The organism is Pseudomonas graminis (assembly GCF_001705435.1).
Lineage (GTDB): Bacteria > Pseudomonadota > Gammaproteobacteria > Pseudomonadales > Pseudomonadaceae > Aquipseudomonas > Aquipseudomonas graminis_B.
This window is the reverse complement of sequence record NZ_MDEN01000059.1, coordinates 113,221-128,564: the sequence shown is the minus strand read 5'-3', so window position 1 is coordinate 128,564 and position 15,344 is coordinate 113,221. Positions and strand designations below refer to the sequence as shown.

The following is a 15,344-nucleotide window of genomic DNA, read 5'->3' as shown; positions in this document are numbered from 1 at the left end:
GCCTGACAATATCCAATGCCGGGTGATAAACACCCTTTTGGGATTCATCCGATGGCAACTTCTAGACGCTTTTCCGTCACCTGGCGCACGGGCAGCACTCTCACGGCGAGGTATGCAGGATGAGCAAAGCGATCCCGTTGATAGCCCTCCGCACGTTCGTTGAGGTGTGCAAGGCCGGAAGCATGAAACGTGCAGCGGATCAGCTGTGCGTGTCACCGGCGGCCATCAGTCAGCAGATCAAAGGGCTGGAAGACCAGATTGGCAGGCGCCTGTTCGAGCGAGACGCCAAGGGCATCCAGCTCACCCCTTGCGGACGCAGTCTGTTTGACGAACTCGCCGGCACTTTCGACGTGATCGAAAAAGCCTGGTCGCGCGCTGCACTCAAGGCGCCACGTCAGACGCGTCTGGTCATCAGCACAACGTCCACCATCGCAAGTTCGTGGCTGATCCCGGCACTGAGCGGCTTCAAGGAGCGCTGCCCCAACGTCGAAATCTCGATTCAGATCTGTAACGGTCTTTCCGAGCTCAAGCACGGCCACGTGGACATCTGCATTCAGCGTGAAACGGCAGCCAGTTGCGAAAACCACGCCACGCATTTGTGGTCGTCCTACCTGATACCCGTGTGCAGCCCACGCCTGCTCAGCACCCAGCGCAACATCGAGAGCCCGCAGGATTGCCTGACCTTCCCGCTGCTGCAGGACACCGAGCGCAACTACTGGAAGGTCTGGATGAACGCGTTCGGCATGAGCAATCGCAAGATGATTCAGGGCTCCAGTTATGGCGATGAGTCCCTGTTGATAAGTGCGGCCTGTGCGGGTCAAGGCATTGCACTCGTCAACAGCGTCTTTGCCTCCGAAGCCCTGCAAAGTAAACGCCTGGTGCAAGTCACCAACGCGACGGCGGAGCTCAAGTTCGACTATTTCGTGTACTGCGCGAAAGAACGGCGCGAAGAGTGGGCGATTGCGGAATTCATGAAGTGGGCCGTGCAGCAGGCGGGCAAGACCGCGAAGGGGCATGCGCGGGAGATTGAAAGCGCGGGCCAGGTGGCTTGATTCAGTTCGAGCAACCCTTTGAAAACATCTTTCAAATAAGCATGCGGCTCATGCCCACTGAGTCGCGCGATGGCACATTGGCCGAGGGATCGCCCATGCGACGCTGACTTCCGCTGCGAAAGCACCTCGAACGTTCGTTACGGACATCATAGAACAGCTGCGTGGCCTGCTCGCCAGTCAGAGTCCCTTCTGTTCGTCCCTGCTCGATCCGAGTGAGCAGCGCGTCACACTCATCTTCCAGTCTGGGCCGGTCGACCTTATGCAGATCGTTTATGGATTGCTTGAGAGCATCGAGCACAAGGATCACCTGGATCGCGCATTAACTGGGGGTCATTGAGACGTGCAGACATGACCCATTGCAACAGTCATTACTGTCCGGCTTGACCCGAGAACTGCTCAACGGCAACCACGACACTGTTGGCACCTTGCTGAATGTCCTTGATCACCTCGTCCGCCTCACTGGCCAAATCCAGCGCCGCCCCGGCCTGCTGCTTGCTTTTGCCAATCAAGGTCACCGCACTGGACGCCAGAACCTGGTTGTTTTTCACGACCTCGAAGATTTCCGCCGTCGCTTTAGTGGTTCGAAGGGCCAGGTTCCTGACCTCGTCGGCGACCACAGCGAATCCCCTGCCCTGCTCCCCGGCACGTGCCGCTTCGATCGCCGCGTTCAAGGCCAACAGATTGGTCTGGTCCGCGATGCTGCCGATGGTTTTGACAATGGTGCCGATTTCCTGGCTCTGGGCATCCAGTGCTTCGATGCCATGGGCCGCATCCTCCATCAAGGCAGAAAGCGTATTGAGGGTCGTGACGGTGTTCTGAATGACTTCGCGACCTTGCTGTGCGCTGGTATTGGTTCGAACCGAGGTGCCGTGGGCCATGCCGGCTGCCTCGGAGACAGCGCGCTCGCGGATGACCTGGTCGGTAATAACGGTGGCTAACTTGGCAATTTTGTACAGCTTGCCATTGGCATCCACGATTGGGTTGTAGGAAGCCTCCAGCCATACCTCGTTGCCGAATTTATCCACTCGGCAGAACCTGCCGGCGACATAGGATGCCTGTCTAAGGGTCTGCCAAAACCGATCGTATTCCTCTGACTGAGCGTCGGATGGCACGCAAAAGATTCGGTGGTGCTTGCCCAGGATTTGGGGAAGCGTATAGCCCATAGCGCTCAGAAAATTCTGATTGGCTGTCAGCACGACTCCGTCCAGGGAGAACTCGATAACGGCAGTGGAGCGCATCAACGCTCCCACCAGCGCTTCGTTCTCCCTTGAGGCTTCAATGGTTCGTGTGAGCACGCTGGAATACATAACGATCCGTTCGACACGCCCACTCTCACCCGCGAAAGGGATAACCATTGCTCGTAGCCAGACGTGTCGACCGTCGTGGCTGCACAGGCGCAAGGTACCGCTGTAATGCTTGCCTTCGGCGATTGCATCCAATGCGCGACGCTGATGGACATCGCCCTGCAGTTCAGAGGGACTGAATTCACGCAGGGTTCGACCGACCAATTCAGCCTGTTTGAATCCCAACTCTTTCTCGAACTGAGCATTCACCTCCAGGATGACGCCTCCCGCATCCAGAGTGACGGACACGGTTTCGAGATCCAGAGTTGCCTTTACCTGCTCCAGGGCTCCCAGCTGTTTTTCCAATTGCTGGATTCTATTTTTCAACCGGGTATTGAACATGAGGGGCGCTCGCATTGACTTGAGAAGCTATCGACGCGGCGAGGGAAACCTTGAGCAACATGGCCATCATACTGATGGCTGGTACAGATCAAGCATTTAATCCAGCGTGTAGGCACTCCTTTGCCTACACGGTAACAACCTGCGACTGCTCTGAAGCTCAATAACAGTATGCAGTGGATAACTTATTCCACCGTCACAGACTTCGCCAAGTTACGCGGCTGATCCACGTCCGTCCCCTTCAGCACTGCCACGTAATACGAAAGCAGTTGCAGCGGGATGGTGTAGAGAATCGGCGTCAGTGCATCGAGGATATGAGGCATGGAAACCACATGGGTGCCCTCTCCGTTGACCAGCCCGGCCTGTTCGTCCGCGAAGACGATCAGCTCGCCGCCCCGGGCCCGCACTTCCTGCAGGTTGGATTTCAGCTTCTCCAGCAGCTCGTTGTTTGGTGCCACGGTGACAACAGGCATGTCGCTGTCCACCAAGGCCAACGGGCCGTGTTTCAGTTCGCCGGCCGGATAGGCCTCGGCGTGGATATAGGAGATTTCCTTGAGCTTTAACGCCCCTTCCATCGCCACCGGGAATTGCGCGCCACGGCCCAGGAACAGGGTGTGATTCTTCTCGGCGAACAGTTCGGCAATTTTCTCCACCGTTGTGTCCATCGCCAGCGCTTCACCCAGGCGGGTCGGCAGGCGGCGCAGTTCTTCCACCAGTTCTGCTTCCACGCCAGCGCCCAGCGTGCCTTTGACCTGACCCAGAGACAGCGTCAGCAGCATCAGCGCGACCAACTGGGTGGTGAACGCTTTGGTCGACGCGACGCCGATTTCCGGGCCGGCCTGAGTGAGCAGGGTCAGATCGGACTCACGCACCAGCGAACTGATGCCCACGTTGCAGATCGCCAAGCTGGCAAGAAAACCCAGTTCCTTAGCATTGCGCAGCGCGGCCAAGGTGTCAGCCGTCTCGCCGGACTGGGAGATCGAAACGAACAGCGTGTCCGGCTGGACCACGACTTTGCGGTAGCGGAATTCGCTGGCCACCTCGACCTGGCAGGGAATACCAGCCAGGCCTTCGAGCCAGTAACGCGCGACCATGCCGGCGTGATAGCTGGTGCCGCAGGCGACGATTTGCACGTTGCGCACTTTAGCGAACAGCTCCGCCGCTTGCGGCCCGAATGCCTGCACCAGAACCTGCTGCTGACCGAGGCGGCCTTCCAGGGTGCGCTGCACGACTTTTGGCTGCTCGTGGATTTCCTTGAGCATAAAGTGGCGGTACTCGCCTTTGTCCGCCGCTTCTGCGCCCTCGTGGTACTGAACGGTCTCCCGCTCGACGGGCAGGCCGGAGGCGTCCCAGATCTGCACGCTGTCGCGGCGGATCTCGGCGATGTCGCCCTCTTCCAGGTACATGAAGCGATCGGTGACCTGACGCAATGCCAGTTGATCGGAGGCGAGGAAGTTTTCCCCAAGGCCCAGGCCCACCACCAGCGGACTGCCACTGCGAGCGGCAATCAGGCGATCCGGTTGCTGTGCGCTGATGACCGCAAGACCATACGCGCCGTGCAGTTCTTTGACCGTAGCCTTCAAGGCAGCGGCCAGGTCAGGGGTGTCCCGCAGTTTGTGGTGCAGCAGGTGGACAATGACCTCGGTGTCCGTGTCAGACGTGAACACGTAACCCAGACCCTTCAAGCGCTCGCGAAGCGGCTCATGGTTTTCGATGATGCCGTTGTGGACCACCGCCAATTGCTCGTTGGAGAAATGCGGGTGCGCGTTGTGCTCCAGCGGTGCGCCATGGGTCGCCCAACGGGTGTGGGCAATGCCGAGGCGTCCTGTCACCGGTTCGCCGGCAAGAGCCCGCTCCAGTTCGTTCACCTTGCCGACTCGACGACGACGCTCGAGCACGCCGGCGTTGTTGAATAACGCTACGCCAGCGCTGTCGTAGCCCCGGTATTCCAGGCGCTTGAGGCCCTCCAGCAGGATCGCAGTCACATTCCGTTCAGCAACAGCGCCGACAATTCCACACATGGTCTTCTCCTAGGAAACAGCAGCGCAAATCAAGGTTACGCCGCGAGCCTGAATTTGTTCGCGTGCCTCTTGAGGCAGGCGATCATCGGTAATGAGGGTATGGACGCTGCTCCAGGGCAGCTCCAGATTGGGAATCTTGCGCCCGACCTTGTCAGCCTCGACCATCACGATCACTTCCCGGGCGACTTCGGCCATCACCCGGCTGAGGCCGAGCAGTTCGTTGAATGTGGTTGTGCCGCGAGTCAGATCAATGCCATCGGCACCGATAAACAGCTGATCAAAATCGTAGGAACGCAGCACCTGCTCTGCCACCTGGCCCTGAAACGACTCTGAATGCGGGTCCCACGTGCCGCCGGTCATCAGCAGGACCGGTTCGTGCTCCAGTTCACCCAGCGCGTTGGCGACATGCAGTGAATTGGTCATCACCACGAGGCCCGGCTGCAACCCCAGTTCCGGGATCATCGCAGCCGTTGTACTGCCGCTGTCGATGATGATCCGTGCGTGTTCCCGAATGCGGGCAACCGCCGCGCGTGCGATGGCTTGTTTGAACCTGGAAACGGGCTGGCCGGGTTCGCCGATCAATTCCTGGGGCATCGGGATGGCGCCGCCGTAACGACGAAGCAGCAACCCGTTGCTTTCGAGCGCAGCCAGATCCTTCCGGACCGTCACCTCGGAGGTCTCAAAGCGCTTGGCCAACTCATCCACACTTACCTCGCCCCGCTCATTGAGCAAAGCAAGGATGTTATGGCGGCGCTGGGGCGTATTACGTTTCGACATGATGATCTTAAGTTTCGATTCGAAAGTTAACGATCGCAATGAAAGCTCATCGAAAGATATACGTCAAGGGGGAGAGAGGCGTTTCTAGAGAAGGAATCAGGGATTTGCTTGAACGGATCCGTTCAACACCCGGCATCGGCTGCTTGTCTGGCAAGCAGCCGAACAGACCTGTGGATAACTTAGTCTTTCTTGATTTTCACCGGACGCTTCCAGCCTTCTATGTTGCGTTGACGCGCACGGGCGACCGCAAGCTGTTCGGCGGGTACATCCTGATTGATGGCAGAGCCGGCGGCAGTGCTCGCGCCCGAAGCGATATACACAGGAGCGATCAGCGAGTTGTTCGAGCCGATGAACACGTCTTCGCCCATCACCGTCTTGTGCTTGTTCGCGCCATCGTAGTTGCACGTAATGGTGCCTGCCCCGATGTTGGTACGCGCGCCGATGACCGCGTCACCCAGGTAGGTCAGATGACCCGCCTTGGCACCCTCGCCCAGATGAGCATTCTTCAATTCTACGAAGTTACCCACGTGGGCGCGGGCGTCGAGCACACTGCCTGGGCGCAGACGAGCGAAAGGCCCCGCATCCGCGCCTTCGCCCACGATTGCGCCTTCCAGGTGACTGTTTGCCTTGATGATTGCGCCTTTGCGCAAGGTGCTGTCCTTGATCACGCAGTTTGGCCCAATCGAAACGTCGTCTTCGATCACCACTCGGCCTTCAAGGATGACGTTCACGTCGATCATCACGTCGCGGCCCGTGGTGACGTCGCCACGAACGTCGAAACGCGCCGGGTCCCGAAGGGTGACGCCCAACGCCATGAGTCGGCGGGCTTCGCGCTGCTGGTAATGACGCTCGAGCTCGGCAAGCTGTTTACGATCATTGGCGCCCTGCACTTCCATCGCATCTTCAGGCTGTGCGGTGGCGACTACCAAGCCATCGCTGACGGCCATCGCGATAACATCGGTCAGGTAATACTCACCTTGAGCATTGTTATTGGAAAGGCGGCCCAGCCAGTCGGCCAGGTGCTTGCCCGGTACTGCGAGTATTCCGGTGTTCCCTTCCTTGATAGCCTTCTGCGCTTCCGTTGCATCCTTGTGCTCGACGATGGCAGTGACGCGGTGCTCCGTGTCACGAACAATCCGACCGTAGCCGGTTGGGTCATCCAGGGTGACTGTCAGCAGGCCCAGTTGCTGATGGTTTACCAGGGCAAGCAAGCGGTGCAAGGTCTCCACGTTTATGAGCGGGACGTCGCCGTAAAGAATCAGGACGGTTTCGGCGGTCAATACCGGCAGCGCTTGCGCGACTGCATGGCCTGTCCCCAATTGTTTGTCCTGCAGAACAAAACTCAGATCATCGCTGGCCAGTTGCTCGCGGACCCGCTCGGCGCCATGCCCGATAACCACATGAATGCCTTGGGGTGAAAGCTGCCGTGCGCTATGGATAACATGACCGAGCATCGATTTACCGGCCACAGGATGCAACACCTTGGGCAGAGCAGAACGCATGCGAGTGCCCTGACCCGCAGCAAGAATGACGATATCGAGAGACATGAAGGGATTCCAGACGAGCAGGCCACATTAGCCAAGCTGATGATTCGGGCGAGAAAGCCGAAAAAAGAAAAAGGGTAGCCGAGGCTACCCTTTTACTCAATCGCGCAACGAGACGTCGGGGTTAGCCGCCGAACTTCTTGCGAATTTGCTGAACGGTGCGCAGCTGAGCCGCGGCCTCCGCCAGACGTGCAGCAGCAGATCCGTAATCGAAATCTGCGCCTTTTTCATTCAGAGCACGCTCGGCAGCCTTGACGGCTTCCTGAGCTGAGGCTTCGTCCAGATCAGCAGCGCGTTGCACGGTATCGGCAAGCACTTTGACCATGTTCGGTTGAACCTCAAGGAAACCACCGGAGATGTAAAACACCTCGGCTTCGCCACCCTGCTTGATCAGGCGGATCGGACCTGGCTTCAGATCGGTGATCAACGGTGCGTGACCTGGAGCAATACCGATATCACCCAGGTTACCGTGTGCAATCACCATCTCGACCAGACCGGAGAAAATCTCTCCTTCCGCGCTGACGATATCGCAATGGACTGTCATAGCCATTTGCCTGCCTCAACCTGATTAGCGCCCGTTGCCGGGCGCCTGGATTACAGTTTCTTGGCTTTCTCGATCGCTTCTTCGATGCCGCCGACCATGTAAAACGCCTGTTCAGGCAGATGGTCGTAGTCACCGGCGAGGATGCCTTTGAAGCCAGCAATGGTGTCTTTCAGGGAAACGTATTTACCCGAGGCACCGGTGAAGACTTCAGCCACGAAGAACGGCTGCGACAGGAAGCGCTGAATCTTACGAGCGCGGGATACCAACTGCTTGTCGGTTTCCGACAGCTCGTCCATACCCAGGATCGCGATGATGTCTTTCAGCTCTTTGTAACGCTGCAGAACATACTGAACGCCGCGAGCGGTGTCGTAATGCTCCTGACCGATGACGTTCGGGTCCAGCTGGCGCGAAGTCGAGTCCAGTGGATCGACCGCTGGGTAGATACCCAGGGATGCGATGTCACGGGACAGAACGACAGTGGCGTCCAAGTGAGCAAACGTTGTAGCTGGCGATGGGTCAGTCAAGTCATCCGCCGGTACGTATACCGCCTGGATCGAAGTGATCGAGCCTTCCTTGGTCGAAGTGATGCGCTCTTGAAGCACGCCCATCTCTTCAGCCAGCGTCGGCTGGTAACCTACTGCAGACGGCATACGGCCCAGCAGTGCGGATACTTCAGTACCGGCCAGTGTGTAACGGTAGATGTTGTCGACGAACAACAGAACGTCGTTACCTTCGTCACGGAACTTCTCAGCCATGGTCAGGCCAGTCAGGGCGACGCGCAGACGGTTACCCGGCGGCTCGTTCATCTGACCGTAGACCAGCGCTACTTTGTCCAGAACGTTGGAGTCCTTCATCTCGTGGTAGAAGTCGTTACCCTCACGGGTACGCTCGCCCACACCGGCGAACACAGAATATCCGCTGTGCTCGATGGCGATGTTACGGATCAGTTCCATCATGTTTACGGTCTTGCCGACACCGGCACCACCGAACAGACCGACTTTACCGCCTTTGGCAAACGGGCAAACCAGGTCGATGACCTTGATGCCGGTTTCCAGGAGGTCGTTGCCGCCAGCCTGATCAGCGAACGAAGGTGCAGGACGGTGAATGCCCCAGCGCTCTTCGGTCTCGATCGGGCCCGCTTCGTCGATCGGGTTGCCCAGTACGTCCATGATCCGGCCCAGCGTCGCTTTACCGACCGGTACGGAGATGGCTGCGCCGCTGTCGATAACGTCCAGACCGCGCTTCAAGCCTTCGGTGGAACCCATCGCAATGGTACGAACTACGCCGTCGCCCAGCTGCTGCTGAACTTCCAGAGTAGTTTCCGCGCCTTGTACTTTCAGCGCGTTGTAGATGCTCGGTACGCTGTCGCGTGGAAATTCCACGTCGATCACGGCGCCGATGATTTGAACGATACGTCCGCTACTCATTAGCTGGATCCTCTGAATATTTGAACCGTTAAACCGCGGCAGCGCCGCCGACGATTTCCGAGATCTCTTGGGTGATCGCTGCCTGACGCGCCTTGTTGTAGATCAGCTGCAAATCGCTGATCAGATCACCGGCGTTGTCAGTGGCGTTCTTCATCGCGATCATCCGCGCAGCCTGTTCAGCCGCGTTGTTCTCGACCACCGCCTGATAGACCTGCGACTCCACGTAACGGACCATCAAGCCGTCCAGCAGCTCTTTGGCGTCGGGTTCGTACAGGTAATCCCAGTGGTGCTTGAGTTCTTGATCCTGGGTCGCGACCAACGGAATCAACTGCTCGACCGTTGGCTGCTGAGTCATGGTGTTGATGAACTTGTTGGACACCACGGACAGGCGGTCAATACGGCCCTCCAGGTAAGCGTCCAGCATCACCTTGACGCTGCCGATCAAATCGTTGATCGACGGCTCTTCGCCCAAGTGGCTGATCGCAGCGACGACGTTACCGCCGAAGTTGCGGAAAAACGCCGCACCTTTGCTGCCGACCACGCACAGATCGATCTCTACGCCGTTTTCACGGTTCTTCGCCATGTCCTTGACCAAAGCCTTGAACAGGTTGGTATTCAAGCCACCACACAGACCACGGTCACTGCTCACCACGACGTAACCGACGCGCTTTACTTCGCGCTCGATCATGAAGGGATGACGGTATTCCGGGTTAGCGTTGGCGAGATGACCAATCACCTGGCGGATGCGCTCCGCGTAAGGACGGCTAGCAGCCATGCGCATTTGAGCCTTGCGCATTTTACTGACCGCCACTTTTTCCATGGCGCTGGTGATCTTTTGCGTGCTTTTGATGCTCGCAATCTTGCTGCGAATCTCTTTTGCGCCTGCCATGTAACACCTATCAGGTTAGCAAGCGGGAACCTCGCGGCTCCCGCTGCGGCTTACCAGGTTTGGGTGGCCTTGAACTTCTCGATACCGGCTTTCAGGCCAGAATCGATTTCGTCATTGAAGTCACCCTTCACGTTGATCTTCGCCATCAAATCGGCGTGATCTCGGTTGAAGTAAGCAATCAGCGCTTGTTCAAAGCTGCCAACCTTGGCGATTTCGACGTCAGTCAGGAACCCACGCTCAGCGGCATACAGCGACAGCGACATGTCAGCGATCGACATTGGCGCATATTGCTTCTGCTTCATCAGCTCGGTCACGCGCTGACCATGCTCAAGTTGCTTACGGGTCGCTTCGTCCAGATCAGAGGCGAACTGGGCAAATGCTGCCAGTTCACGGTACTGAGCCAGAGCGGTACGGATACCACCGGAGAGCTTCTTGATGATCTTGGTCTGAGCGGCACCACCCACACGGGATACCGAAACACCGGCGTTCACTGCCGGGCGGATGCCGGAGTTGAACATGGCCGATTCCAGGAAGATCTGACCGTCAGTGATGGAAATCACGTTGGTCGGAACGAACGCGGAAACGTCGCCAGCCTGGGTTTCGATGATCGGCAATGCGGTCAGGGAACCGGTTTTGCCGGTCACTGCGCCATTGGTGAACTTCTCTACGTACTCTTCCGAAACGCGGGATGCACGCTCCAGCAGACGGGAGTGGAGATAGAACACGTCGCCTGGGTAAGCTTCACGGCCTGGTGGACGGCGCAGAAGCAGGGAGATCTGGCGATAAGCCACGGCCTGCTTGGACAGATCGTCATAAACGATCAGTGCGTCTTCACCGCGGTCGCGGAAGTACTCGCCCATGGTGCAACCGGCATACGGAGCCAGGAATTGAAGCGCAGGAGATTCCGAAGCACTGGCCGCCACGATGATCGTGTTGGCCAGAGCGCCGTTTTCTTCCAGCTTGCGAACAACGTTGGCGATGGTCGATTGCTTCTGACCGATTGCTACGTAGACGCAGAAAATGCCGCTGTTCTTCTGGTTGATGATCGCGTCGATCGCCAGAGCGGTTTTACCGATCTGACGGTCGCCGATGATCAGCTCACGCTGGCCACGGCCGACGGGGATCATCGCATCGACAGCCTTGTAGCCAGTCTGTACAGGCTGGTCTACCGACTTACGCCAGATCACGCCTGGAGCAACTTTCTCGACCGCATCGGTCTCGGTGTTGTTCAGCGGACCTTTGCCGTCGACAGGGTTGCCCAGTGCGTCGACCACGCGACCCAGGAGTTCCTTACCAACCGGAACTTCCAGGATGCGGCCGGTGCACTTGGCACTCATGCCTTCAGCCAGAGAGGTGTAAGCGCCCAGTACGACAGCACCCACGGAGTCTTGCTCCAGGTTCAGTGCCATACCGTAAACGCCGCCCGGGAACTCGATCATTTCGCCGTACATAGCGTCGGCGAGACCGTGAATCCGCACGATACCGTCAGACACGCTGACGACAGTGCCTTCGTTTCGGGCTTGGGAGGCTACATCGAGGTTCTCGATGCGGCCCTTGATGATTTCACTTATTTCGGAAGGATTGAGTTGCTGCATTGCTCTGCTGCCCCTTCAAACTCAAGATTTCAATGCTTCGGCTAGTTGCGCGAGTTTGCCGCGAACTGAGCCATCGATAACCAGGTCGCCGGCGCGGATGATGACACCACCTATCAGGGCAGCATCCTCCGCAGCGTGCAGGCGCACTTCCCGGCCGAGCCGTGCACTGAGAACCTTGGCGAGTTTGTCTTGCTGTTCTTGGTTCAATGCGAAGGCACTGGTTACATCCACATCTACCGATTTTTCCTGTTCGGCCTTGTAAAGCTCGAACAGTTCGGAGATCTCCGGCAGAAGCTGGAGACGGTCGTTTTCAGCAACGACGTGAATGAAATTCTGTGCCTTGGCATCGAACTTGTCGCCGCACACTTCAATAAAAGTGGCGGCCTTGTCTGCGCTCGTCAGTCGCGGGGCCTTGAGCATGCGCTGCATCGTGTCGTCTTGCGACACTGCAGCAGCCAGGCCGAGCATGGCTGACCAATTGGCCAGTTGCTGGTGCGCCTGTGCATGCTCGAAGGCTGCCTTAGCGTAAGGTCGGGCCAACGTGGTCAGTTCTGCCATGATCGCCCTCGCTTAAATTTCAGCAGCCAGTTTGTTTACCAGCTCCGCGTGCGCGTTTTGATCGATTGTGGCACCCAGGATCTTCTCTGCGCCGTTGACTGCCAGGCTACCCAGTTGGGCGCGCAGCGCGTCTTTGACGCCGTTCAGTTCCTGTTCGATCTCGGCCTGAGCCTGAGCCTTGATGCGGTCAGCTTCGACGCGAGCCTGTTCACGGGCTTCGTCGACAATCTGGGTACCGCGTTTCTTGGCTTGCTCAATGATCTCAGCTGCCTGAGCCTTAGCTTCGCGCAGTTGCTGACCCACTTTATCTTGGGCCAGCTCCAGGTCGCGAGCTGCTCGTGTAGCAGCGTCCAGTCCATCCGCAATCTTCTTCTGACGTTCGTGCAAAGCCGCGATGACCGGAGGCCACACGAACTTCATGCAGAACAGCACAAAAATGAAGAACGCAACGGACTGGCCAATCAGGGTTGCATTAATGTTCACGCCAACACCTCGCTCGTTCGTTGTCCATCACACCAATCAACTCGAAAATTCGAGTGATCAGCCAGCGAGTTGACCAACGAAGGGGTTCGCAAAAGTGAAGAACAGAGCGATACCAACACCGATCATGGTCACGGCGTCGAGCAGACCAGCCACGATGAACATTTTAACTTGCAGCATTGGAACCATTTCCGGTTGACGCGCAGCGCCTTCCAGGAATTTACCGCCCAGCAGGCCGAAACCGATTGCAGTACCCAGTGCGCCCAGGCCGATCAGCAGTGCAACAGCGATAGCAGTTAGACCAACTACAGTTTCCATCTTTCCTCCCGACTTTTACGTCGTATTGGTTAGGTTTTCTTAGATTAAAGCGGTAAAGCAAAATCGTTTCTTACATCAAGCCCTCGCGGGCACCCCCTCACCGAAGCAAGGGGATCATCAGACTCGCCAGGCGGGTCTCAATGGTTATCTTCGTGAGCCATCGACAGGTACACGATGGTCAGCATCATGAAGATGAACGCTTGCAGGGTGATGATCAGGATGTGGAACACAGCCCACGCCCATTGCAGGACCACGCCCAGACCGCTGAGCCACAGCAGGCCGCTGCCGAACATGACCGCGATCAGAATGAACACCAGCTCACCCGCGTACATGTTGCCGAACAGTCGCAGTGCCAGGGAGATCGGCTTGGCCACCAGAGTCACGAATTCAAGCAGGAAGTTCACCGGAATCAACAGAGCCTGAACGAAAATGTTCTTGCTGCCGAACGGGTGCAGGGTCAATTCGCCGATGAAGCCGCCGATACCCTTGATCTTGATGCTGTAAAAAATGATCAGCGCGAATACGGAGAGTGCCATACCCAGCGTCGCGTTCGGATCGGTTGTCGAGACGGCGCGGAAAGGAATGTGGTGATCACCGGTGACCATGATTGCCAACTGCGGGATCCAGTCGACAGGAATCAAGTCGACGGCGTTCATGAGGAACACCCAGGCAAAGATGGTCAATGCCAGAGGAGCGATCACGGCGCTACGCCCATGGAAGCTGTCTCGAACGCTGCCATCGACGAACTCGACGAGGACTTCAACGAAGTTTTGCAACGCGCCCGGCTGGCCGGAAGTCGCCTTTTTTGCGGCCATACGGAAGATAAGGACGAAAATCAGACCCAGTGCGACCGACCAGCCGAGGGTATCGACGTGGAAAGCCCAAAAGCCCATTTCTTTTGCTTCCGCCGCAGAATGCGCGAAGCCCCAACTGCCGTCAGGCAAATGACCAAAGGTCAAATTCTGCAAGTGGTGCTGGATATAGCCCGAAGCTGTCTGCTCTGCCATGGTTGCCTCAAACGCCCTAAGGTCTCGAAAGTCTTGTTTTCAGTAGCAGGGGCGCAAACCAACTGACCAGTTGGGTCAGTATGAATACGCCGAAAACCGCCAGCGGAGCCAGCGGCTTTACTCCTGCAAACGTCAGTGCAAAAAGCACTGCCGTAAAAATCAGCTTGCCTGCCTCGCCGGCGTAGAACGACCGAACGATGGCCTGCGCTGCCCTGGCCCCGGAGTACCGGAATGCCTTATGAGCAAAATACAAATTCGGCAGCCAGGCTATCAGGCCTCCGCAAAGCCCCGAATACCCGGCCACGACACCATGCCACTGCCAAAGCGCCAGCGCAGCCCCGAGAAGGACAATCAACTGAGCCAGCAAGATCGGGAAAACAGCCAGGCGATGGAATGGCAAGCGGTTTGGCGTGCGTGTCTCCATCACATGGGCTCCTCGTGAGCCGGCCGCCAAAATCAATAACTTGGCATAAATTGTGCCGACAAAATGCGCGCAGAGTATAGGGGCGGTTCAGCCCCTATTCAACTGCCAGGTAGTGATTTCCGACTACGCGCTACGCATGATTTGTTTCAGCGAATGTGGGCGAGCACACCCTGCAGCTCATCCAGAGAGTTATAACGGATAACCAACTGACCTTTGCCCTTCTGTCCATGGCGGATTTGCACCGCGGAGCCCAGCCGCTCGGCGAGGCGCTGCTCCAGACGTGTGATGTCAGGATCGGCCTTCACTGGCTCCGCAGCGTCCTGCTTCCCGCTGAGCCACTGGCGAACCAGTGCCTCGGTCTGACGCACAGTCAGACCGCGTGCGACAACGTGTCGCGCCCCATCAACCTGCTGATCTTCGGGTAGACCCAGCAGCGCACGGGCGTGGCCCATCTCCAGATCACCATGGGAAAGCATTGTCTTGATCGCTTCCGGCAATGCGATCAGTCGCAGCAGATTCGCGACGCTGACTCGCGATTTACCCACCGCCTCGGCCACTTGCTGTTGGGTCAGCTGAAATTCCTGCTGCAGACGCTGCAGTGCAATCGCTTCCTCGATCGGATTCAAGTCCTCGCGCTGAATGTTCTCGATCAGCGCCATCGCGATGGCCGCTTCATCAGGCACGTCGCGCACCATGGCAGGGATGGTTTCGATCCCTGCCTGCTGGCTCGCGCGCCAGCGGCGCTCTCCTGCGATGATTTCGAAGCGGTTGTCAGCAATCGGACGGACCACGATCGGCTGCATCACCCCTTGCGCCTTGATCGAGTTCGCCAGTTCTTCCAATGCCTGGGGATCCATATCACGACGTGGCTGATATTTGCCTCGTTGAATAAGGTCCAGCGGAATGTGCTGAAGCTCGCGCTCACTGGCCTTCACCGCCTGTTCTTCCAGGGCGGTGACGGTGGGGCTGCTCAGCAGTGCGTCCAGCCCACGTCCGAGTCCACGTTTCTTAACGGCCATGGAATTT

General features: G+C 57.8%; 15 protein-coding genes and 2 pseudogenes. 1 reads left to right on the top strand and 16 read right to left on the bottom strand.

Translation table 11 applies throughout. The annotated features are described in order from the left end of the window. The first annotated feature begins 119 nt into the window (after positions 1 to 119). Entirely contained in the window at positions 120 to 1,052 is a 933-nt protein-coding gene (locus tag BBI10_RS08790) for a LysR substrate-binding domain-containing protein (RefSeq protein WP_065988071.1), read from the top strand. 31 nt (positions 1,053 to 1,083) lie between these two features. On the opposite strand, the gene BBI10_RS08785 is transcribed toward BBI10_RS08790, so the two are convergent. The 16 genes and pseudogenes from BBI10_RS08785 to BBI10_RS08715 all read right to left on the bottom strand — a co-directional run bounded on the left by BBI10_RS08785 (position 1,084) and on the right by BBI10_RS08715 (position 15,337). Then, positions 1,084 to 1,350 (bottom strand): hypothetical protein, encoded by a 267-nt coding sequence (locus BBI10_RS08785; RefSeq protein WP_141695145.1) that lies wholly within the window; start codon positions 1,348 to 1,350, stop codon positions 1,084 to 1,086. 70 nt (positions 1,351 to 1,420) lie between these two features. Continuing rightward, positions 1,421 to 1,852, bottom strand: a pseudogene (locus BBI10_RS28555) (methyl-accepting chemotaxis protein); the annotation flags it as partial. Between the two features lie 126 nt (positions 1,853 to 1,978). Continuing rightward, positions 1,979 to 2,737: pseudogene (locus BBI10_RS28550) on the bottom strand (PAS domain-containing protein); the annotation flags it as partial. A 182-nt stretch (positions 2,738 to 2,919) separates the two neighbouring features. After that, a complete protein-coding gene (gene glmS, locus BBI10_RS08775) occupies positions 2,920 to 4,755 on the bottom strand; it encodes a glutamine--fructose-6-phosphate transaminase (isomerizing) (RefSeq protein WP_065988065.1) in 1,836 nt (611 codons plus the stop codon). Between the two features lie 9 nt (positions 4,756 to 4,764). Further along, positions 4,765 to 5,535, bottom strand: coding sequence for a DeoR/GlpR family DNA-binding transcription regulator (locus BBI10_RS08770; protein ID WP_208600742.1), 771 nt, complete (start codon positions 5,533 to 5,535; stop codon positions 4,765 to 4,767). 176 nt (positions 5,536 to 5,711) lie between these two features. Continuing rightward, positions 5,712 to 7,079: a bifunctional UDP-N-acetylglucosamine diphosphorylase/glucosamine-1-phosphate N-acetyltransferase GlmU gene (glmU, locus tag BBI10_RS08765; RefSeq protein WP_065988061.1), complete on the bottom strand. Its 1,368-nt coding sequence runs from the start codon at positions 7,077 to 7,079 to the stop codon at positions 5,712 to 5,714. A gap of 121 nt (positions 7,080 to 7,200) precedes the next feature. Further along, positions 7,201 to 7,626, bottom strand: coding sequence for a F0F1 ATP synthase subunit epsilon (locus tag BBI10_RS08760; RefSeq protein WP_037016911.1), 426 nt, complete (start codon positions 7,624 to 7,626; stop codon positions 7,201 to 7,203). A gap of 44 nt (positions 7,627 to 7,670) precedes the next feature. Beyond that, positions 7,671 to 9,047 (bottom strand): F0F1 ATP synthase subunit beta, encoded by a 1,377-nt coding sequence (gene atpD / locus BBI10_RS08755; RefSeq protein WP_065988059.1) that lies wholly within the window; start codon positions 9,045 to 9,047, stop codon positions 7,671 to 7,673. Positions 9,048 to 9,075: 28 nt separating this feature from the next. Then, on the bottom strand, positions 9,076 to 9,936 hold the full coding sequence (atpG, locus tag BBI10_RS08750) for a F0F1 ATP synthase subunit gamma (RefSeq protein ID WP_037016916.1): 861 nt from the start codon (positions 9,934 to 9,936) through the stop codon (positions 9,076 to 9,078). Positions 9,937 to 9,986: 50 nt separating this feature from the next. After that, positions 9,987 to 11,531 (bottom strand): F0F1 ATP synthase subunit alpha, encoded by a 1,545-nt coding sequence (atpA, locus tag BBI10_RS08745; protein WP_065988057.1) that lies wholly within the window; start codon positions 11,529 to 11,531, stop codon positions 9,987 to 9,989. 21 nt (positions 11,532 to 11,552) lie between these two features. Beyond that, complete coding sequence (locus BBI10_RS08740) at positions 11,553 to 12,089, bottom strand: F0F1 ATP synthase subunit delta (RefSeq protein WP_037016920.1); 537 nt, start codon at positions 12,087 to 12,089, stop codon at positions 11,553 to 11,555. Between the two features lie 12 nt (positions 12,090 to 12,101). After that, positions 12,102 to 12,572, bottom strand: a complete 471-nt coding sequence (locus tag BBI10_RS08735) for a F0F1 ATP synthase subunit B (RefSeq protein ID WP_065988056.1) — start codon at positions 12,570 to 12,572, stop codon at positions 12,102 to 12,104. Between the two features lie 57 nt (positions 12,573 to 12,629). Then, a complete protein-coding gene (gene atpE, locus BBI10_RS08730; protein WP_002555987.1) occupies positions 12,630 to 12,887 on the bottom strand; it encodes a F0F1 ATP synthase subunit C in 258 nt (85 codons plus the stop codon). A gap of 137 nt (positions 12,888 to 13,024) precedes the next feature. Continuing rightward, positions 13,025 to 13,894: a F0F1 ATP synthase subunit A gene (gene atpB, locus BBI10_RS08725; RefSeq protein WP_065988055.1), complete on the bottom strand. Its 870-nt coding sequence runs from the start codon at positions 13,892 to 13,894 to the stop codon at positions 13,025 to 13,027. Positions 13,895 to 13,910: 16 nt separating this feature from the next. Further along, positions 13,911 to 14,318 (bottom strand): F0F1 ATP synthase subunit I, encoded by a 408-nt coding sequence (locus tag BBI10_RS08720; RefSeq protein ID WP_065988054.1) that lies wholly within the window; start codon positions 14,316 to 14,318, stop codon positions 13,911 to 13,913. A 146-nt stretch (positions 14,319 to 14,464) separates the two neighbouring features. After that, positions 14,465 to 15,337, bottom strand: a complete 873-nt coding sequence (locus BBI10_RS08715) for a ParB/RepB/Spo0J family partition protein (RefSeq protein ID WP_065988052.1) — start codon at positions 15,335 to 15,337, stop codon at positions 14,465 to 14,467. Positions 15,338 to 15,344 lie beyond the last annotated feature (7 nt).